This is a genomic window from Halomonas sp. AOP43-A1-21 (assembly GCF_052376775.1).
GTDB classification, from domain to species: Bacteria; Pseudomonadota; Gammaproteobacteria; order Pseudomonadales; family Halomonadaceae; genus Vreelandella; species Vreelandella colorata.
Genome location: NZ_JBQSWC010000037.1, coordinates 1 through 18,979, shown reverse-complemented (window position 1 = coordinate 18,979; position 18,979 = coordinate 1). Strand labels below are relative to the sequence as shown.

17 protein-coding genes are annotated in these 18,979 nt (G+C 57.3%); 8 read left to right on the top strand and 9 right to left on the bottom strand.

Features of this window, described 5'->3' with window-relative positions:
- Positions 1–3: 3 nt before the first annotated feature.
- From ACT3R7_RS17570 to ACT3R7_RS17540, 7 genes are all read left to right on the top strand, one after another.
- Entirely contained in the window at positions 4–1,170 is a 1,167-nt protein-coding gene (locus tag ACT3R7_RS17570) for a beta-ketoacyl-ACP synthase (protein ID WP_441675469.1), read from the top strand.
- Positions 1,163–1,657 (top strand): hotdog family protein, encoded by a 495-nt coding sequence (locus ACT3R7_RS17565; RefSeq protein ID WP_018917634.1) that lies wholly within the window; start codon positions 1,163–1,165, stop codon positions 1,655–1,657. Before ACT3R7_RS17570 ends, ACT3R7_RS17565 begins: the two co-directional genes overlap by 8 nt.
- Positions 1,654–2,379, top strand: coding sequence for a 3-oxoacyl-ACP reductase FabG (gene fabG, locus ACT3R7_RS17560; RefSeq protein WP_192536547.1), 726 nt, complete (start codon positions 1,654–1,656; stop codon positions 2,377–2,379). The genes ACT3R7_RS17565 and fabG overlap by 4 nt, the downstream gene beginning before the upstream one ends.
- Positions 2,379–3,638, top strand: coding sequence for a beta-ketoacyl-ACP synthase (locus tag ACT3R7_RS17555; RefSeq protein WP_192536546.1), 1,260 nt, complete (start codon positions 2,379–2,381; stop codon positions 3,636–3,638). The genes fabG and ACT3R7_RS17555 overlap by 1 nt, the downstream gene beginning before the upstream one ends.
- Positions 3,639–3,711: 73 nt before the next feature.
- Complete coding sequence (locus ACT3R7_RS17550) at positions 3,712–4,161, top strand: excinuclease ATPase subunit (protein WP_192536545.1); 450 nt, start codon at positions 3,712–3,714, stop codon at positions 4,159–4,161.
- On the top strand, positions 4,158–4,748 hold the full coding sequence (locus ACT3R7_RS17545) for a 4'-phosphopantetheinyl transferase superfamily protein (RefSeq protein WP_192536544.1): 591 nt from the start codon (positions 4,158–4,160) through the stop codon (positions 4,746–4,748). Before ACT3R7_RS17550 ends, ACT3R7_RS17545 begins: the two co-directional genes overlap by 4 nt.
- Before the next feature lie 148 nt (positions 4,749–4,896).
- Positions 4,897–6,042, top strand: coding sequence for an MFS transporter (locus ACT3R7_RS17540; RefSeq protein ID WP_318782726.1), 1,146 nt, complete (start codon positions 4,897–4,899; stop codon positions 6,040–6,042).
- 64 nt (positions 6,043–6,106) lie between these two features.
- Here the strand turns inward: ACT3R7_RS17540 and ACT3R7_RS17535 are convergent, their stop codons facing one another.
- From ACT3R7_RS17535 to ACT3R7_RS17495, 9 genes are all read right to left on the bottom strand, one after another.
- The gene (locus ACT3R7_RS17535; RefSeq protein ID WP_018917656.1) at positions 6,107–6,886 is read right to left on the bottom strand and encodes a sulfite exporter TauE/SafE family protein; all 780 of its coding nucleotides are present in this window, start codon (positions 6,884–6,886) and stop codon (positions 6,107–6,109) included.
- A gap of 40 nt (positions 6,887–6,926) precedes the next feature.
- Positions 6,927–9,245, bottom strand: coding sequence for an ATP-dependent DNA helicase (locus ACT3R7_RS17530; RefSeq protein WP_496199316.1), 2,319 nt, complete (start codon positions 9,243–9,245; stop codon positions 6,927–6,929).
- Positions 9,242–10,933, bottom strand: coding sequence for a VRR-NUC domain-containing protein (locus ACT3R7_RS17525; protein ID WP_496199315.1), 1,692 nt, complete (start codon positions 10,931–10,933; stop codon positions 9,242–9,244). The genes ACT3R7_RS17530 and ACT3R7_RS17525 overlap by 4 nt, the downstream gene beginning before the upstream one ends.
- 51 nt (positions 10,934–10,984) lie before the next feature.
- Positions 10,985–11,359 (bottom strand): hypothetical protein, encoded by a 375-nt coding sequence (locus tag ACT3R7_RS17520; RefSeq protein WP_496199314.1) that lies wholly within the window; start codon positions 11,357–11,359, stop codon positions 10,985–10,987.
- Between the two features lie 56 nt (positions 11,360–11,415).
- Positions 11,416–12,459, bottom strand: coding sequence for a histone deacetylase family protein (locus ACT3R7_RS17515; RefSeq protein ID WP_441675475.1), 1,044 nt, complete (start codon positions 12,457–12,459; stop codon positions 11,416–11,418).
- Positions 12,460–12,536: 77 nt separating this feature from the next.
- A complete protein-coding gene (locus tag ACT3R7_RS17510; RefSeq protein ID WP_192536539.1) occupies positions 12,537–12,818 on the bottom strand; it encodes a GIY-YIG nuclease family protein in 282 nt (93 codons plus the stop codon).
- Between the two features lie 9 nt (positions 12,819–12,827).
- Positions 12,828–16,799, bottom strand: coding sequence for a sensor domain-containing phosphodiesterase (locus ACT3R7_RS17505; protein ID WP_496199313.1), 3,972 nt, complete (start codon positions 16,797–16,799; stop codon positions 12,828–12,830).
- A 37-nt stretch (positions 16,800–16,836) separates the two neighbouring features.
- Positions 16,837–17,826, bottom strand: coding sequence for a Bug family tripartite tricarboxylate transporter substrate binding protein (locus tag ACT3R7_RS17500; protein ID WP_193092151.1), 990 nt, complete (start codon positions 17,824–17,826; stop codon positions 16,837–16,839).
- A gap of 37 nt (positions 17,827–17,863) precedes the next feature.
- A complete protein-coding gene (locus ACT3R7_RS17495; RefSeq protein WP_192536536.1) occupies positions 17,864–18,343 on the bottom strand; it encodes a YchJ family protein in 480 nt (159 codons plus the stop codon).
- A gap of 186 nt (positions 18,344–18,529) precedes the next feature.
- Here ACT3R7_RS17495 and ACT3R7_RS17490 point away from each other — a divergent pair, with 186 nt between their 5' ends.
- Positions 18,530–18,841 carry a hypothetical protein gene (locus ACT3R7_RS17490; RefSeq protein WP_496199312.1) on the top strand — a complete coding sequence of 104 codons (312 nt, stop codon included), beginning with the start codon at positions 18,530–18,532 and terminating at the stop codon, positions 18,839–18,841.
- Positions 18,842–18,979 lie beyond the last annotated feature (138 nt).

The following is an 18,979-nucleotide window of genomic DNA, read 5'->3' as shown; positions in this document are numbered from 1 at the left end:
CAGATGCCTCCTTGTCGCCTCCTGTCACCGGCCCTGGTCTGTTCGATCGGTGACGATCTGGCAACCATTGCCGATGCCCTGTTCACTGGCCGTCGTGGGCTTGAGTATGACGACGTGTTTACCCTCGGGCGGCCTTTACCGCTAGGCCGAGTCACGGCCTCCCTGCCCGATGCTCAGACACTGCCGCCAGCGCACCGCTCGCGCAATAACCAGTTGCTGGCTGCCGCTTTGGCGCAATTGGCACCGACGCTTGAGGCTTTTCGCAAGCGGCACCCGCAGGCGCGTATCGGCGTGGTGCTCGGCACCAGTACCTCCGGCATCGGCGAAACCGAAACGGCGCTGGCTGAGCGTCAGCGCGAAGGCCACTGGCCCGACGACTTTCATTACCAGCGCCATGAAATTGGCTCGCCGGCCCGGTTCGTTGCCGAGTGGCTCGGCCTGGACGGGCCAGCCTACACGCTCTCTACCGCCTGTACGTCGAGTGCGCGCGCCCTGGCAAGCGCCAAACGCCTGCTGGCGAGCGGCGCGTGCGATGCGGTCATCGCCGGTGGGGCTGACAGTCTTTGCGGGTTGACCGTCAACGGGTTTGCCTCGCTTGAGGCGCTTAGCGACCGCCCGTCTCAGCCTTTCGCGGCCGAGCGTGACGGTATCAACCTTGGAGAAGCCGCCGCGCTGTTTCTGGTGACGGCGGAAACCGGCGGTATTCAGCTCAGTGGCTATGGTGAAAGCAGCGACGCTTACCATATTTCCGCCCCACGGCCAGATGGCCAAGGGGCCATTCAGGCGATGCAAGCGGCGCTTGCCATGGCCAAGCTGCCCGCCACGGCCATTGATTATCTCAACCTGCACGGCACCGCCACGCGCCAGAACGACAGCATGGAAGCCAAGGCAGTCGCAACGCTTTTCGGCAGTACGTTACCGTGCAGTTCAACGAAGACCCTGACCGGGCACACACTGGGCGCCTGCGGCGCGCTCGAAGCGGCGTTCTGCTGGCTGACGCTCAATGAGGGCCGCCTGCCGCCCCAGGTTCACGATAGTGCCGTCGACCCAGAACTTGCGTTACTGAATTACGCCAAGGCGACGACTCACCAAGGCCGTCGCGCGATCAGCAATGCCTTCGCGTTCGGGGGTAATAACATCGCCTTGTTGCTGGAACGTTTCAATGAATGATTCACTTATGCCCGCACGGCTTGACCTGCCCTGCGATATCGCGCCCTACGTGCCCCACCGCCTGGGCATGTGCCTTCTGGATACGCTACTGGCAGTGGGTGACGAACACCTGCATGCCCGCGTCGTACCCCAACCCGACAACCTGTTCGCCACGCCAGACGGCATTCCCGGCTGGGTCGGGTTAGAGTGGCTTGCCCAGGCCGTTGCCGCGTGGGCGGGTGTGCAGTCGGTTACGTCAGGCGATACGCCGAAAATCGGCTTTCTACTCGGCACGCGCCGTTATCAGTGCCAGCAGCCGTTTTTCCCCTTCGATCAGCCAATACGTATCGAAGTGGAGCTCGATTTTCGGGCAGATAATGGCCTGGGCGCGTTTCAGGGGCGCTTGCTAGATGCTCAGCAACAGCTGATCGCTAACGCCACACTCAACGTGTTTCAGCCCGATTCGCAACAGGCGCTGGAAATGATGCAACAAGGGAGCACCCAATGACGAATACCATCCTGGTTACCGGTTCAAGCCGCGGTATCGGCCAAGCTATCGCTTTGCGCCTGGCGCGGGATGGCTTCGATATCGTCGTACATTGCCGCCAGCGTCAGGCAGAGGCAAAAGCCGTCGCAAACCAGATTCGTGATATGGGCCGCAATGCCCGCGTGCTGTGCTTTGATGTTGCCGACAGGGCCGCGGCGCAGCAGGCGCTGGATGCCGATATCGAAGCGCATGGCGCCTACTATGGCGTTGTCTGCAATGCAGGCATTACCGCCGACGGCGCCTTCCCCGCGCTCTCTGATGAGGATTGGGACAGCGTGATCCACACCAACCTTGATGGCTTCTACAACGTCGTGAAACCCCTCGTCATGCCAATGATTCGCCGCCGGGCACCCGGCCGCATCGTCGTGATGTCCTCGGTTTCAGGCATGATGGGCAACCGTGGCCAGGTCAACTACAGCGCTGCCAAGGCCGGGCTGATCGGCGCCATGAAAGCACTGGCCGTGGAGCTGGCTAAACGCCGCATTACGGTCAACTGCGTTGCCCCAGGGTTGATCGACACCGACATGACCGACGACCTGGTTACCGAGGAGGCGCTCAAGCTGATTCCCATGCGCCGCACCGGCACCAGCGAAGAAGTCGCGGCCACGGTGGGCTTTCTATGCTCAGGCGATGCCGGCTATATCACGCGGCAGGTGTTCGCCGTCAACGGAGGAATGTGCTGATGGCAAGCAATGCACAACGCCAGGACAGGCTGGGGCGCCGAGTGGTAGTGACCGGCATGGCCGGCTTCTCGCCTATCGGCAACGACTGGCCAAGCATAAAGGCACGCCTTGAGCGCTTGCAAAACGGCGTTATCCACATGGATGACTGGGAATGCTATGACGGCCTCAATACGCGCCTGGGTGCCCCGGTACGCGACTTCAACTTGCCTGCCCACTATCATCGTCGGGCGCTGCGCAGCATGGGTCGTGGCGCGCAGATGGCCACGCGTGCCAGTGAACTGGCCCTGGAAGATGCAGGCCTGCTGGACACGCCGCTCTTAGGCAGTGGCCAGATGGGGATCGCGTACGGCGCCTCCGCAGGGGAACCCGATGCCGTCGCCGACTTTGGCAATATGTTGATCAATAAGTCGACCGACGGCCTGAACGCCAACTCCTATATTCGCATGATGGCCCACACCGCACCGGTCAATATCGGCGTTTTTCTCGGGGTGCGCGGACGGATCTATACCACCTCAAGTGCCTGCACGTCTGGCAGCCAGGGCATCGGCTATGCTTACGAAGCCATTCGCTTTGGACGCCAGACCGCCATGATCGCGGGCGGCTGCGAGGAGCTTTCGGCTTCCGAGGCGGCCGTCTTCGATACGCTATTTGCCACCAGCACGCTCAATGACGCGCCGCACACCTCGCCGCGCCCCTTTGACGCCGAACGCGACGGCCTGGTGATCGGAGAAGGGGCAGGCACGCTGATTCTTGAGGAGCTGGAGCACGCCCAGGCTCGGGGAGCCACCATTCACGCCGAGCTTGTGGGCTTTGGCACCAACAGCGATGGCCGCCACGTTACCCAGCCGGATGCCAGTGTCATGGAGCAGGCGATACGCCAGGCACTGGAGGATGCAAATTTGCAGCCCGAGCAGATTGGTTATGTCAGCGCCCACGGCACGGCCACCGAGCGGGGCGATATTGCCGAGAGCCATGCGACACACGCGGTGTTCGGCTCAAACCTGCCGATTAGCGCTTTCAAAAGCTTCACCGGCCACACGCTGGGCGCCTGCGGCGCGCTGGAAGCCTGGGTGGCCATCAAGATGATGCAGGAAGGCTGGTTTCACGGCACCGCCAATCTTGACCGCCTTGATGACGCCTGTGCAGAACTCGATTATTTGAACGGCTCAGGACGACACATGCAGTGTGACTACGTCATGAGCAATAACTTTGCTTTTGGAGGCATCAACACCTCGTTGATCTTCCGTCGCTGGTCCTGATGTCAGCATCCTGCTCAGGGCCACTCACACTACCTGCTCTCAGGTACTTAAACCCAGCAAGAAGGAACGCTAAATGAGCCGAGGAATAATGTTAATGGGAGTGCTGCTAGGCGCTCTACTCGTAAGCACGACGAGCCATGCGCGCGACACGACACACATGCTCTCCATTGAGGACGCATTGAACACGCCCGACGCCAGAGCACGGCTCGATTCCAATATTCAATTTATCTTTGGCGACACCCCGCACGGCGAGATCACCGCCGAGTATGGTCCTGCGGTCACAAATAAAAAGACCAATGCCTTCAACAAGTCTGATGTAGAAGCCTGCGAGTGGGTCATGCTCTCGGCGCTGCTCAGCTTGCAAGACCGTGTCAGGGAAGAAGGCGGCAATGCGGTTGTTAATATTGAAAGTTTCTATGACCGCCGCCCGATGTCCTCAACCAGTGAGTACGAGTGCCATGCGGGCGCCATCATGGCCGGTGTCGTGCTGCGAGGTGATGTTGTCACGTTAGCCGACGAATGATCGCCTATCTGGACATTGTGTTGGCCCAAGCCCCCGCTCACAGCAGCGGGGCTTGTTTATCGGCGCTGGGCAGAGAGCTTCTCTCCAGGCTTGCCGACGCGCGTGGCTACCACTGCCCCGTTAGTGAGTGGTCTCCCAGAGGCGGCGGCGCGCCATGGCACCCAGCGCTTCCACCGCCCTGGAAAGCATGTCTCTCCCACCGCGATGGGCGCGTCATTGCAGGTATTTCCACGGCACCGATGGGCATCGACATCGAGCATGCTCGCCTGCGCCATGAGAAACGCTTACCCGAGCTGGTGGCGTGCCTGCCTGAGGCCGACGTACGCCGCAAGATACATCAGTCTGCGGTACCTCTGGACGCCTTTTACCGCGCATGGACCCTCCACGAAGCGCTTTACAAGCTGGATAGCCTGTCCGGCACGCCTTCAAGCCATGTATTGAGCACCCGTCTTGAGCGGCTAGCCGCTGGGGGCGATGTTCATGCCTGGCAATGGCAGCAACAAGGCTGGACCATCAGCCTTTGCACACAGGCGAGTTCGCTTGTAATTCGCGCCCTTCCCCATATCCCTTTTATAAAACACTGCTAACGGACTTGTCGCCGCTTACCCTTCACCATCCATTACTTCCTGGCGGAAAATAGTAGCTTGCTAACGACAGTGCTATCATCGGAGCCTTTGTCATTTCGATGTTTATCCAGGGAAGTTCACCATCAGCCGTTTAGCCCATACCAAAGCCGTGCTGCTGTTTGCCAGCACCATGACCGTGATGTCGGGGGCGATTATCGCGCCTGCCCTGCCGGGTATCAGCCGCCATTTTTCCGAGCATCCGCAGGTGCTGATTCAACTGATCCTGACGCTGCCCGCGCTGATGATTACGCTGTTCAGCCCGCTGATGGGCTATCTGGCCGACCGGTTTGGGCGCAAGCCGTTGCTGCTGTTGATGCTGAGCATTTACGGGCTGGCGGGTGGCGCGGGCTTTCTGATCGATAGCGTCGAGCTCTTGTTGGCCTCAAGGGCGCTGATGGGCGTGGCCGTGGCGGGCATCCTGAGTATCAGCACCACGCTGGTAGGCGACTACCTGGAAGGCTCCGAGCGGATACGCTTTCTGGGGTTGCAGAGTAGCTGCATGGCGCTCGGCGGGGTGGTGTTCATCAACCTGGGCGGCCTGCTTTCCGACTGGAGCTGGCGCGGGCCTTTCTTGCTCTACCTGACCGGCGTGCTGCTGCTGCCTTACGCCTGGGCGATGCTTAGAGAGCCCCATTCACAAGCTGGCGCCAGCGCCATTCACGCAGAAGAGCCGGTCAAGGTCGACTTCGGCCGCACGGCGCTGGCCTACTTCACGGGCATGCTGGCCATGATGCTGTTCTACATGTTTCCGGCTCAGCTCCCCTTTTTACTCTCTGAACAGGGCGAGATCAGCGGCTTGGCCATCGGCGTCGCACTTTCCACCGCCGCATTGACGGCTAGCGTCGTGTCATTCTGCTACGGCTACTACAAACCCTTTTTATCGGTGATCACGATCTATGTGGCCGGGTTTGTGTTAGCCGCTGCAGGCTTTCTGGTCGTCGGACTTACGCACAGCTATGCCATGGCAATTGCGGGCGCGGCCGTCTCCGGCTTGGGCCTGGGCGCCTTTATGCCCAACACCACCGCCTGGCTGATGCGCATTACGCCGCAGCGAGTGCGTGGCCGCGTGTTTGGAGGCTTTACCGCAACCTTCTTCTTCGGCCAGTTTATCTCGCCGATTGCGGTCGCCCCTGCGGTTATCTGGCTGGACTCCTTACGCAACGTCTACACGGGCATGGCCGTGCTCTGCTGCGTGTTGGCCGTGATATTGGCTATTCTAGGCAAGACGCTGTTACGCGCTGATAGCAAGCTCTAAAAGCGGTAGCAACGTTCTTTATGCCAAGCTGCTCTCATTCCCCACCGTCCTGATGACCTACTCATCAGGACGGCGAAAATACCAGCCCAATAATGCTGACAAAGATCAGCACCGCGCCCAGCACCCGGAAAAATACCGCCGTATCGGCTTTGACGATATAGCGGTGTGCCCGCTCGCCCAGCAGATGACCGGCAAGCGCACAGGGCAATAGCCACAGCTGGTGAATCAACTGTAGATCCACGCCGGCAAACAGAAACGAGATCATCTTGATCACGACCAGAATAAACCACAGCACGAACATGGTATCGCGCAGCTGTTCCTTGACGACATGCGAGGCAAACACGGCCACGATCAGCGGAGCGCCGATCAGGGACGTACCGCTGACATAACCACCCAGCGCCAGCAGCACATAGTCGACATACTTGTTGTTGCTCTTGAAAGGCTTATTGAGCACATAGCCGATAGCGTAGACCAGCACGATGCCGAAAATGATGCCGGTCATGATATTGGCAGGCAGCGTTAACAGCCCCACCACGCCAATCAGCTTGGGGATGATCATGACTTTCAGAGCTTTGCGTAAATAGCCCCAATCAATATTGCTTTCAACAGAAGCGTTGCCGTTCTCTCGCTTTAATTGGCGGTTTCCCTGCCAGGCGATCCAGCTGGAGAAGATCAGTAGGTGAACGGCGATAATCGGCAGGAAAAGCAGCGGGTCATTAACAACCAGTAATAGAAACGGCAACGCCAGCACCGCGCCGCCAAACCCCAGGCTGGTTCTGACAAAACCGCTCCAGGCAAAGATCAGACCGATCAACGCATACTGGTACCACAACAAATCCGCCATTCACTTGCTTCCCTGGTTATCAAGCTGGTTATAAAGCTAGTTATAAAAAACTGTATTGCCCGCCTATCGCCCACCAACTGGGTAACAGCGCCTGAACGCTGGTGTGGGCAAAACGATCATCCATTAATACCACAACCCCCTCATCAGAGGGGCTGCGGATTACCCGCCCGGCGGCCTGTACCACCTTGATTATTCCCGGAATACGGTAGGTGTAGTCGTCGCCTTTGCCAAACCGTGCCGTCAGCCGCGCTTTAAGCGCTTCGTTGAAAGCATTAAACGGCGGCAAGCCCAGCGTTGCGATAAACGCTCCAATCAGCCGGTCGCCGGGCAGGTCCACCCCTTCAGCAAAAGCGCCACCCAATACCGCAAAGCCGATGCCACGGCCGCCCGGCGTAAAACGCTGCAAGAATGCTTCGCGCTCGGCCTCGCGCATGCCCGGCGTTTGGGCAAACACGGGGACGTCAGGGTGCTGTTGGCAGAACCGCTTAAGCGCGGCTTCGAGGTAGGTAAAGCTACTGAAAAACGCCAAATAATGGCCCGGCGCCTGCTCATATTGCTGGGCCATTTCAGCTACCATCGGTGCAAGCGACGCCTCCCGGTCGCGAAAGCGGGTCGAAATATCCCGGCGAATGCGCACTTCAAGCTGCCGGGCCACAAAGGGCGAACATACTTCGCGCCATACCGTGTTTATCGGCAGGCCGAGCAGGTCACGGTAATAATGGGCAGGCGTTAGGGTGGCGGAGAACAGCACGGCGCTATGCGCGGCCTTGAAGCGCGGCGCTAAAAAGTCCGCCGGTATCAGATTACGCAGGCCGATTAGCGCCTTCCCTCGGCCTTTTAAGGTGAGATCACACAGCGAGTGATCGCCGAAATTCTCCGCCAGGCGGCAAAACGCTAACGCCTCGAACAGTAGCTCCTGGAGTTCAAAAGAGGCATCTTCGGGATGCTCGCCCAAGTGATTGGTGATCGAGGCGGCAGCGTTCTGAAGGGCGCCCACCAGCTTATCGGGCAGCGTCTCAAGCAGGTGATAGTCTGCCCGTCCCGTATCATCCGGCTTACTGTCAGCAACGTCTTTCAACACCGCCTGCCACTGCCGGCCAAGGCTTGCCAGTGAGCGGCCAAGGGCTTTCGGGGCGCTGCGTTTTACGCGGTTGAAGCGCTGCTGATCAAGCTCGGCGCTGTACATGCCGCGTGCCCGCTCCACCAGGTTATGCGCTTCATCCACTAGAAGCCCCACCCGCCAATCATCGGCCTGGGCCAGGCCATGCAGCAGCGCATGGCGATCAAACCAGTGGTTAACGTCGCCCACGATGACATCCGCCCAGCGCGCCAATTCCTGGCCCAGGTAATACGGGCAGACGCTGTGGGCAAGCGCCACCTTACGCAGCGCGTCGCGGTCCCACCAGTTTTCAGCCACGGCGGCCTGGCGCGCAGCGGGTAGCCGGTCATAAAAGCCCGCGGCCAGTGGGCAGGCCTCGCCGTGGCAGGCGGTTCCCGGGTACTCGCAGGCTTTCTCCCGTGCGATCAGTTCAAGTACGCGGAGCGCCTTGCCGCATGGGTTGTCATCCGCTTCGGCCTGAGGGCGCAACTGTGCCAGGGCATCCAGCGCCAAACGCCGCCCCGGGGTTTTCATGGTCAGAAAGGCGATGCGGTCAAGGCGCTGGCGGGGCATGGCGGTGAGCATGGGAAACAGCGTGCCCAGCGTCTTGCCGATTCCGGTAGGCGCCTGAGCCAGCAGGCAGCGACCGGTGCTGGCGGCTTTGTAAACATCTTCGGCCAACTCGCGCTGGCCGGGGCGAAACGTGGTATGGGGAAATTGCAGGTCGTTTAACGCCGCATCGCGGGCTTCACGATGCGCTGCTTCCTGTTCGGCCCAGGCAATAAAGCGCTCGCACTGGGTGGTAAAGAACGTCTCAAGCTCGGCTGCCCGCGCTTTTTGACTCAGCAAGGTCTCTTTTTGGGTGGCGATATCCAGATACACCAGCGTGAGCGTGATTTCCTCAAGCGCGCGCGCTTTGCATAGCAGAGCGCCGTAGATTTTCACCTGCGCCCAGTGCAACGCGCGCTGGTTATCGGCCATGCGCTCAAGGTTGCCGCGATAGGTCTTGACCTCTTCCAGGCGGTTTTCGGCAGGCGCGTACCCATCGGCGCGCCCGGTCACGGTGAGGCTTTTGTAGGTACCGGAAAGCGGCATTTCGGCAAGGTAGTCATCGCCTCGTCGGCTAGCGACCAGGTTATGCCCGGCAATACCTTCCTGGGCGCTGGGTGACGGGGTAAAGCGGTGATCCAGATCACCCTCGCGAGCAGTAAAATCACACAGTGTGCGAACGGCAACCCGGTACTCCGCCACGCTGCTCATGGGGTACCTGGCGAGTCAGCCAGCCACTGCACGTAGCACACTGCGACTGGAATATGCTGCTGATGAAAAAACGCCAGCCAGCGGCGCTGGTTATCCTGAAGCCGGTCACCGGGGCCTTTTACCTCGATAAGCCGATAGCGGGGTTCGTTGGGTGGCGCGTTGGGCAGAAACTGGATCAAGTCAGGCAGCCCTGCTCGGTTAGCCTTTATGTCCTGTAAGAACCGCTCAAAACAGACTTTTAAATGAGTAGCGGGCAGGCACTCAAGCGCCAGCGCTAAAAGCGTTTCATCCAGCAACGGCCAGTGCACAAAGGGTGACGCCAGGCCGTGCTTCTCCTGCCAGGTTGTATGAATTTCCCGCCGGTAGCTACCATCCTCCAACCGGGCCAGGCACTCATCGAATAGCCCACGCCGCCGGGCGACGAAATCTTCACGATGTAGATCGGCAGGGCCGCTATGAAACGGATGAAAAAACGCCCCCGGTAGCGGAGCAAAGATGGCAGGCCAGCAGAGCAGGCCAAACAGCCCGGTGATTAAGGCATTTTCCGCGTAATAAACCGGCGCGTCAGGTGAGCTGACATGCTGGGCGACAGCACGCTCCACCGACTGAGGGCCGGGAAGCATTAGCTCCCAGCGCGTATAGGCTGGCTCGCGCACGGGCGGCTGCGCGTCAATTTTCAGCTTCTTGCGCAGCCGAGGCAGTAACCGGGCGAGCGCCTGGGCTTCGGTTTCATTAGGTGTCAGGCTTTGCGCGTTCATCGCCAAGTCAAACGCTTCCTGATACCTGCCCAGGCGCTCTAATACGCGCAGTTGGCGGATACGCGCTTCGCTACTCTCGGCTTGGGCATACAGTAAAACGGCCTGCTCGGCTTGGCCGCTGCGCTCCGCTTCACGCCCCAGTTGCAGCAGCAAACGGGCACGGCGGGTAGCAAGCCAGGCGTTATCGGGTTTGGGCGGCAGCTCAAGGCTCAAGTGCTCAACGGGTTCGCCCTCATCCAAACGCTGGCGCAGGCGGTGTAGCGCCAAATAGGCATCCACTTCTTCACGCTGCTGAAAAGCACGCGAGGTGGGCGTGAACGGTACGTTTTCAAACCGTTGCAGACCCAGCTCAGTGAGTACGAACTCGGCCCAGTCCTGGCGCAGGTTGCCAAAGAACATCAGCCGCAGTCGGTCGCACACCGCCATGATCTCAAGACGCACGATCACGTCCGGTGCCGCTGGCCACCACGTGGCAAGCGGCTTCACCTCGGCAAGTTGGCCACTCAAGGAAGTCTTGATCACTGCCTTGCCCGCTGAGGCGCCAAGCCCGGCGGCGCGAATAGGCCCGGCCAGCGCCTGACGCAACTCGGCAAGGCGTAACTGCGTGAATAGCTCTTCCCCACTGAGCGCCGGAGCGTCAGTTACCCAGCCAAGCGCTACCAGTGGGGCAAGTGCCGTAGTGGTATCGCCTATTTCGGCGTAGTTGAGCTTGGATACTCGAAATAGCTCGCCCTTGCGCATCACCATGCGCACAAGCAACGCCTGCGAGGCACGAGGTAGTGTCGCAAAGCGGTTCAGAAAGGTAAGTTCATCCGGCGCCAGCAGATCAGCATGGCGTTCGCCCACCCAGGCCAACACGAAGCGAAAATTGGTCAGGTAGTAGAAGGGATCATCGAGCGAGGCGGTAACAACGGCAGGAGCACTGTTCATCCATCCATTGTATCAGCGTATAACCACACGCCACCAGCTTTCCAGCGGTGGCTAGCCCACGCGGTGCTGCTTCAATACTTCAAGTGCTTGATCCGCCTGCTTTTGCGAAGCGTCTACCGGTTCCGACGATGTAGTCGTGCGGCTTCTGGCGATGGCTTTCGGCCCACCACCCACCAACACGTACCATTCGGCCTCGGTCAGGTAGCGCTGGCACCAGCGGCCCAGGCCATCGGCCACCACTTCCCGGCTTTGCTCGCCACCGCGAAAGCCGTGGGCCAGGTAAAGCAGGTCCTGGCGAGCGGTGCGCGCACGCGCATTGCCGCCGTGCACCTTGGAAAGCGGGCAGCGCCGGTCGTAGGCCGCGTTGGTCAAGGCGTAAAGCCAACGCTCCAATTCATGTGCCTGAATACCGCCGTAAACTGCCACGCCTGCGCTCCCTGCCCGTTAATGGGGCATTAGCCTGCCCGAATAACGGCCGGCTGTCATCTATCCTGCGAGTTTTCCCGCTCAAAACCTTGTAATACATTGACTACGTTGACACCTATTTCTTCTACCGCATAGCCCCCTTCCATCAAAAGGGTAGTGGGCAGGCCGGCTGCTGCCAAGCGTTGCCCCAGAGCAATAAAGTCTTCGCTCTTGAAAGTGAACGCGCTGATCGGGTCACCTTCAAAAATATCCACGCCTAGCGAGACGATTAAAAGCTCACACTCATGCGTTTTAATGGCCGCTAGCGCCTGCTCCAAACGCTGCATCCACTCGGCGACGCTAGTGCCCGGCGCCATGGGGTAGTTGAGGTTGAACCCCTCCCCTTCGCCCATACCGGTTTCGTCGGCGTAGCCCAGGTAGTAGGGAAAGGTTACGTCAGGGTCGCCGTGCAGTGAGGCAAACAGCACGTCGTTGCGTGAGTAGAAAATTTGCTGCGTACCGTTACCGTGATGAAAATCCACATCCAGCACTGCCACGCGGCGCTTGCCAGCATTAAGTGCATGCTGGGCCGCTACGGCCGCATTATTAAAAAAGCAGTAACCGCCAAACTGATCAAACGCGGCGTGATGCCCTGGCGGCCGACACAGCGCAAAACTGGGCTCCTGGGTTTCAAGCGTATGCGATATGGCGCCTAATGCGGCATCCTTGCTTCCCATGGCAGCATCAAAAGTACCTTCAGAAATCGAGGTTTCCGCCGCCAGGGCATAATAGCCCAGCTGTCCGCTAATCGAGCGGGGAATGTGGTCTCCGCGCATAGACCGGGCAGGCCAGATGTTGGGTATCGCTTCCCCCTGATGACCGGCAACCTGCCACGCTTGCCAGCAGGTTTCCAGAAAGCGTACGTAGCCCGCATCGTGAACGGCGCGTACCGGCTCAAGGCCATAGGCATCGGGGTTACGCACTTCAAAGCCAGCCTGACGAATATGCTTAAGCACCAGATCAATACGCTCAGGACACTCGAAAGGTCTGACGAGCGCCCCATCATGAAGCTCCGTACGCGCCTGGCGTAAGCGGCTATCCTCAGAAAAAAACGTCAGCATGCTGGCTCCTGAATCAGTGGCGGCTAAGCGTCTAAAGCGGGCAGGACTCGCTTTAGCGCCGCTATTTAGCGTATATGTTAATCCACTTCTATTGCATGCGGCCAACACATTGCCCAGCGGCGTTTTTGAACAGGGGTTTGCTGCTTCAACTGATACTCTGCCCGGCTTGCCGCAGCCCTATCTTCAAACGGCTGGGCGCCAAGCAGTGCCGTTGGTGGGTTAGCGCGAGTATAACGCGCCCCTTTACCCGTGCAGTGGGCCCGGTAGCGTTTGGCAATATTATTGGTGATGCCCACATAAGTTCCCCGCTGGCACTCCAACAAATAGACATACCAAGGGCTTGATGAGGATAACGACATCCCTACTCCTTAGCGGGATAGATTGATAACGAACGCTTTAAGCGCTTCTATGGGCATCGGCCTGGCCAATATGTAGCCCTGGAATATATCGCACTGATAGCTCAAAAGACGCTGGTACTGCTCTTCAGTTTCCACCCCTTCAGCCACCACTTTAAGCCCCAGGTGATGCGCCATAGAGATAATTCCTTGCACAATCGCCGAATCATCTTCGCTGTTAGTAAGCTCATGAATAAAGCTGCGGTCGATTTTCACCGTGCTAATGGGCAAATCCTTGAGGTAACTAAGGCTTGAATAGCCTGTTCCAAAGTCATCAATAGAGACCTCAATGTGCATACTGCGCAGCGCATGCAGCGTGTCAATCGCGCCTTCCGTGTTATCCATTAAAATGCCTTCCGTCAGCTCCAGGCTTAACTGCTCGGCAGGCAGACCGGTGGTTAAGAGGGTTTGACGTAGCGTGGCAAGAAAGCTTGAACGCTGAAACTGTAACGGCGACAGATTAACTGCGGCGCGTATTTCACCCAGCCCCTGCTTAGCCAGTGAGTGCATATCCAAGCAGGCGCGCTGGAGTACCCATTCGCTAATCGGAATAATCTGGCCCGTCGTTTCAGCCAAAGGAATAAACCGGGCCGGCGAAATAAAGCCTTTTTCAGGATGCTCCCAGCGCAACAGCGCCTCAACGCCCACTAGTTTATTTTCCCGATCCATCAGCGGCTGGTAGTGCAGCGAGAACTCCTCGCGCTCAATGGCTTCTTGGAGATCGTTGCGCAACACCATGCGTTCACTGACCGTGTCGGTAAACGCGTGGATATACCATTCGTAAGCGTTACGCCCTTGCTGTTTGGCCTTATACATGGCCATATCAGCCTGCTGAATCAGCGTTTGCGGCTGAAGCGTGTCCTCCTGGCTAATAGCAATGCCGATACTCGCGGTCAGATAAAGCTCATGGGGCTCAATACGGTAAGGGCGTGCCAGCATCGGCAGTAACCGCTCAACCAGATCGACGACTTCAGATTCATAATTAATCGATGTCTGTAAAATAACGAACTCATCGCCGCCCATTCGGGCAACGGTATCATCAGGCCCTACTGCGCTGGAGAGTCTTCGGGCAACCTCAACCAGGACTTGATCGCCAACCGCGTGTCCCAGGTTATCGTTGATCGGTTTGAAGTCATCTAAATCGACAAACAGTACGGCCAGCCGCTTTTTATGTTGGCGAAGGAGAGAAAACTGCTTAAACAATGTTTCTTCAAAAAGCGTGCGGTTAGGCAGACGGGTCAGGTCATCGTGGGAAGCGTGATAGGCCAGCCGCGCTTCATAAGCCTTATGCTTGGAAATATCATGCTGCACGCCGACAAAGTGTGTAACGCGCCCATCTTGGTCACGTACCGGTGCGATGTATAAATCGTTCCAGAACGGCGTGCCATCCTTACGGTAGTTGCATATCGTCACGTTGACTTCGCGGTGCTCTTCGATACAGCTACGAATATGCTGAATAACCTCAGGCTCGCTTCCCGCTCCCTGAAGGAACCGGCAGTTCTTGCCGATGATCTCTTCCTGGCTGTATCCCGTCATAACGGTAAATGCTTGGTTGGCATAGATAATGGGGAAATCAGGCTGTTCGGCATCGGCAATTAAAATGCCGTTGACGCTCGCCTCCACGCTGCGTTCCAGGGTGCGTAACCGAGACTCCTTTTCACGCGCGGCGGTCACTTCCTGGGCAATCGCATGCACGCCTTTAACGGTATTATTCACCATCATGGGCAGGTGAATAATATCCAGCAAATGGAGATGACCCGCGCGGTCCTTGAGCGTCAGCTCATAGCGGTTAATCCCACCTTGCATAGCCGTTTCGATATAGGCTTCTACGCGCGTCACTTCCTGTTCGGCAATAAAAAAGGTGAACGGCTTACCCAGTATTTCTTCAACCGAATAGCCGGTCAGTGACGCGCAGGTAGCGTTGGCCGTAACAAAACAGCCGTTCGCATCCAGCGTAAAGACTGCATCGGGGTGATGGGTAAACAAGGAGCGGTAACGCTGCTCGCTCTCCTCCAGCGAACGCCGCACCTGAAAACGCTCGACGGCTAACGCCATCAGGCCGGCGGCCTTCTCAATTTGCGCCGTGTCGGCCCCGCTTGGCGTACTGGGCTGCGGATAGTAAACCCCAAAAGTGCCCGCTAATTGGCCATCTCCGCCATATACGGGGCTCGACCAACAGGAAGCCAGACCCGCTTCTTTGGCCACGCCATGATAGCCACGCCAGCGCTCGTCCTCGGCAATATTGGCGCATATTACGGTGGTTCCTTGGTAAGCCGCGCTACCACAGGCACCGTTATTGGCGCTGATCAAGATGCGCTGTATCGCGCTCCGATAAGACGCAGGCAGCCGACCACCGGCGGCAAATTCCAGATGGGTGCCCGCCTCGTTCACTAGCATGACCGAACACATCGCCTGGGGTAGCTCACGCTCCAGCATGCGGCACAGGCTTTCCAGCGTTTCCTTTAGCGGCTGCTCCTTGGCGATCATGCGCTGAATTGACTGCTGGTCTTCCAGCGACTGACGCGTCTGGGCAAGCTCGCGAGCCCGCGAAACGCTAACGCTAACAACGCCAAGGCTGAACGCCAATAAACCACTAAGCAGCAGGCTCCCTAGCGCCACCGCAAACGACAAAAGGTTTAGCTGATGCCAGTTGAACTGGCTGCCAGGATAAGCATAAAGCTCCATGTTAATGCCACCGGGCAAGCCAATATAGCGTGATGCCAGGGCAAGTTCAGGCGTTTCCATACGGTCAGCTGAGAAGCCAGCGGGGTGCAATTTTATAAGCGTTGTAGCATCACGGTTCACCCTGATCTGGAAAGGCCCCACTTCCAAGCGCAGCTCGTTTTCCAGAAGGGTCGCCAGATCAAAACTGGCAAACAGATAGTGGCCGTTGGCGGCAACGGGGATAACAAATATGGCCTCATGGGGCCGACGGGTATTCGCCATTAGCAGCCGCGGGCGCTCTAGGGGAATTTGCATCCAGGCACGCGTATATTCCTCCTCCAGCTGCTGGCGCAACCATCGCTCCATTTCAGCGGTTCGGCCTACTCCCCAGCTCCAGGTCAGCGCTTGCTGATCCACCAGCGCAATGGCGCTAATACTCGGCGTATCACGCAGATAATTTTGCGCATCATTTTCCAGCAGGTCTAAATCCCAGTATGGCCCCATGGCATTTAAGCGTTCGCCCATGCGCTGCATCAGGCGCAAACGATCATGGGTAGCCCTCTCGATATTTAGCTGCACGTTATCCAATAGATAGGCGGCCTGCTGTTGTAGCGAGGCTTGTTGATAGCTATTCATCAACAGCCAAATAAAACAGCTTATTGTAACGCCCCAGAGCGAAGCCGCGACGGTCACCCGCCCCGGGTTTAAACGTTGCGCCTTGCCGCGCAAACCGGCGGCCAGCATGGCGGTACCTAAAAAGCAGGTAAACACGAGCGCTGTCATGGGCGAAGATGCAAACAGCGGGGTCGCATCGTTTAGCCCAAGCCATATTTTTCCCACTACAAAAAGACCAAGCCCCCATAGGCTAAGCCCACCGGCCACCCACAGCCAGCGTCGCCAGGAAGTAGCAAGCCCCACCAAAAAGCACACCGCGACCAGCAAAAGAAATGTCGCTGACAAGCTGGTAATACGCGGCCCATTACTTAGCCATGAGTCGCCCCCGCCTCCTTCCAGACGATTATGGATCAAGGTGTAGATGATCATTAATAGCAGCGCGAACGCGCTGATAATCCGGGCTTTCGTCCAGCCTTGTAACGACGCCAGTAGCGCAATACCGACCAACAGCGTGACCAATGCTCCATCGGGCACTAGCGTGGCAAAAAATGGCCGTGTAGGTACGCTGATGCCCACCACTACCCCTACCGTCCCCATGCAAATCAAGGTTGCCGATATCATCAGCAGCAGGGTTTCCAGCGCTAAATGGCGCGTATTAATCGGCATGTCTCTGCGCCTCTTCAGGCATTAATGTTTACAGTGCTTACTGCTCGAAGTGTACTCGCTCTGTTAGCGGTACCAGCTTATGAAATTGCTCATTTAAATACCCGCCATAAGTATCAGGCGCCCGGTAATCAATTAATGAGCCATACTCATGCGTAATTCGGTAGCGCAATGGCACGCTGGCGAGTGCATGCGCTAACGCATCTGCCAAAATGGCAAGGGTTTGAGGCGGCGTGCCTGCCGGTGCAAAAATGCCTCGATCAGTGGTGTGAACCAGATCAATACCCTGCTCACGAAGCGTTGAAACGTCAGGTAGCCCAGGCAGTCGTTCACTCCCTGCCACCGCCAGAGGAACCAAGATACCCGAGGCAAAAAGAAAGCCCGCCGCGGGTAGATTAAGCATGGCAAAATCAATTTCCTGAGCTAGTAAGGCTTCCACCTGAGACGCCGTATCAGGAAAACGAACCAGCTGTACGTCTGAAAGCGAGATACCGCTTTGTTCAAAAAACTGCAGCCAGAATAGATGGTCAGTGGAGTTAGAAATTACTCCAAACATGAGAGGTTTTGACGACGCATCAATTAACGCTTCAATATCGCTGGCCTGTTGGGCCGCATGCCCTGCATACGTAGCGGGAATATTGACCGTGCGCACAAGCAGTGACACGGGCGCAAAATCAGCATGGGAAAATGAGGCTAGCCCCGCCAGGTAAGCAAGGTCGATTGTTTGATGACTGCCGAGCAGGGTATAACCATCGGGCGCAGCATTTCTAACATACTGCGAGCCCCGCATAGCGCCCCGGCCAGGCATATTAACCACAAGAACAGGCTGGCCTAGATAGGTCTGTGCCGTTTCAAAAACATCTCGAAACAGCACATCGGTTGCCCCGCCCACCCCAAAGGGAATGACTACCGTAATTTCGCGTTGCGGGAAGTGATCGTCGGCAACAGCCAACGCCATCGTCAGTAGAAAACTGCTTAAAACGCCTATTTTAAAGCAATAACGCACACCTACCCTACAACTATACGCCATGCTCCCATCCCCTTATTTTTTTTTAGTTAACGCATAGCTACTCTTTGCAACATAGCTTTAATTTCCGACCGCTACCACAAAAGCAGGAATCATTACGGCGCGGCTTGAGCCGCATCACTTTCGGAGTACCATCCATGTACCACCAGCGGCTCTGCTCAAACACAAAGCGAGAGTTCTCCTCCAGCCTATGCCAGCGGGCGCGCTCTTTGAAATAAGCGAAAAATTGAATATAGCCAACATCGGCCTGAGAAGGACCCTCTTTAAAATCAGGTACTTTTTTAATAATTGATAAACCTTTCCACTGCGTGTAAGGGTCAGGCGAAAGATCAACGGGTCGTGTACTCACATGCCAAGTCGCTAGCAGGTAATCACACAAATTGAGCGCAAAGGCGCTATAGCGCGAGCGCATTAGTGCTTCCGGGGTAGGGGCAAGCTCGCCATTGTGGTAACGGGCACAGCATAAGTCAGTCGATAATCCTGTACCGCAGGGGCAACTTTTTTCAGTTAGAGAAATCATAGAAAGGCTCATATATCACGGTCACTTAAGCCTAACCGATAATTCTTAAAACCGTCCTACACATAGTCTATGTTTTAGTTCGATTTTGGCCCCATGTTAAGCGTATAGTGGCTGAGCAAGATTTTTTTGACTTACGGAGTACGAAACACGACCCCAATCATCTTTCCAAATGCAGCGGAGGTTCTCATGAAGGTTTATAAACCGGAATGGCAGTGCACGTTTAGCGTAAACGAAAGCGCAGAAGAATCAGCTAACTGGAAAGAGCGAGTCGCCTGGCGGCTTCGTGCAATAGCCGACCGTTTAGACGGTGTCGGCCGTACGTTTAAGGTTAATTGCAATGTGACCCCTCAGGTAAGCCGTGAGGAGGTAGATACCTGCCTTGGTAAAGGGTTTGAAGTCACCCAGCAGCTCTTGACTCAATTGGCGCACCAGCAGGCCTGCGAAGACGTCATGCGCGATGCTAAAGCCAATCTTTTCGAAGAGCACTCCTCGCGCTAGCTCCTTGCATATATACAGAAGATTTAAAAACACTCGCCCAGGCGAGTGTTTTTGTGACGGCACTCAACTCAATCCCCCTTCCTGGCAGTAGTGCCGAGCAGCCCTACGCGAGGGCGCTGTGAATACCTCCCTGTACGC

What these genes read in the sequence shown, in the direction of transcription:
- ACT3R7_RS17535 (WP_018917656.1), bottom strand. Translation starts at nt 6,886, where the DNA reads ATGGCGGATTTGTTGTGGTACCAGTATGCGTTGATCGGTCTGATCTTT.
- ACT3R7_RS17550 (WP_192536545.1), top strand. Translation starts at nt 3,712, where the DNA reads ATGAGCCGAGGAATAATGTTAATGGGAGTGCTGCTAGGCGCTCTACTC.
- ACT3R7_RS17545 (WP_192536544.1), top strand. Translation starts at nt 4,158, where the DNA reads ATGATCGCCTATCTGGACATTGTGTTGGCCCAAGCCCCCGCTCACAGC.
- fabG (WP_192536547.1), top strand. Translation starts at nt 1,654, where the DNA reads ATGACGAATACCATCCTGGTTACCGGTTCAAGCCGCGGTATCGGCCAA.
- ACT3R7_RS17500 (WP_193092151.1), bottom strand. Translation starts at nt 17,826, where the DNA reads ATGGCGTATAGTTGTAGGGTAGGTGTGCGTTATTGCTTTAAAATAGGC.
- ACT3R7_RS17525 (WP_496199315.1), bottom strand. Translation starts at nt 10,933, where the DNA reads ATGAACAGTGCTCCTGCCGTTGTTACCGCCTCGCTCGATGATCCCTTC.
- ACT3R7_RS17510 (WP_192536539.1), bottom strand. Translation starts at nt 12,818, where the DNA reads ATGTCGTTATCCTCATCAAGCCCTTGGTATGTCTATTTGTTGGAGTGC.
- ACT3R7_RS17565 (WP_018917634.1), top strand. Translation starts at nt 1,163, where the DNA reads ATGAATGATTCACTTATGCCCGCACGGCTTGACCTGCCCTGCGATATC.
- ACT3R7_RS17515 (WP_441675475.1), bottom strand. Translation starts at nt 12,459, where the DNA reads ATGCTGACGTTTTTTTCTGAGGATAGCCGCTTACGCCAGGCGCGTACG.
- ACT3R7_RS17505 (WP_496199313.1), bottom strand. Translation starts at nt 16,799, where the DNA reads ATGCCGATTAATACGCGCCATTTAGCGCTGGAAACCCTGCTGCTGATG.
- ACT3R7_RS17530 (WP_496199316.1), bottom strand. Translation starts at nt 9,245, where the DNA reads ATGAGCAGCGTGGCGGAGTACCGGGTTGCCGTTCGCACACTGTGTGAT.
- ACT3R7_RS17495 (WP_192536536.1), bottom strand. Translation starts at nt 18,343, where the DNA reads ATGATTTCTCTAACTGAAAAAAGTTGCCCCTGCGGTACAGGATTATCG.
- ACT3R7_RS17490 (WP_496199312.1), top strand. Translation starts at nt 18,530, where the DNA reads ATGAAGGTTTATAAACCGGAATGGCAGTGCACGTTTAGCGTAAACGAA.
- ACT3R7_RS17570 (WP_441675469.1), top strand. Translation starts at nt 4, where the DNA reads ATGCCTCCTTGTCGCCTCCTGTCACCGGCCCTGGTCTGTTCGATCGGT.
- ACT3R7_RS17555 (WP_192536546.1), top strand. Translation starts at nt 2,379, where the DNA reads ATGGCAAGCAATGCACAACGCCAGGACAGGCTGGGGCGCCGAGTGGTA.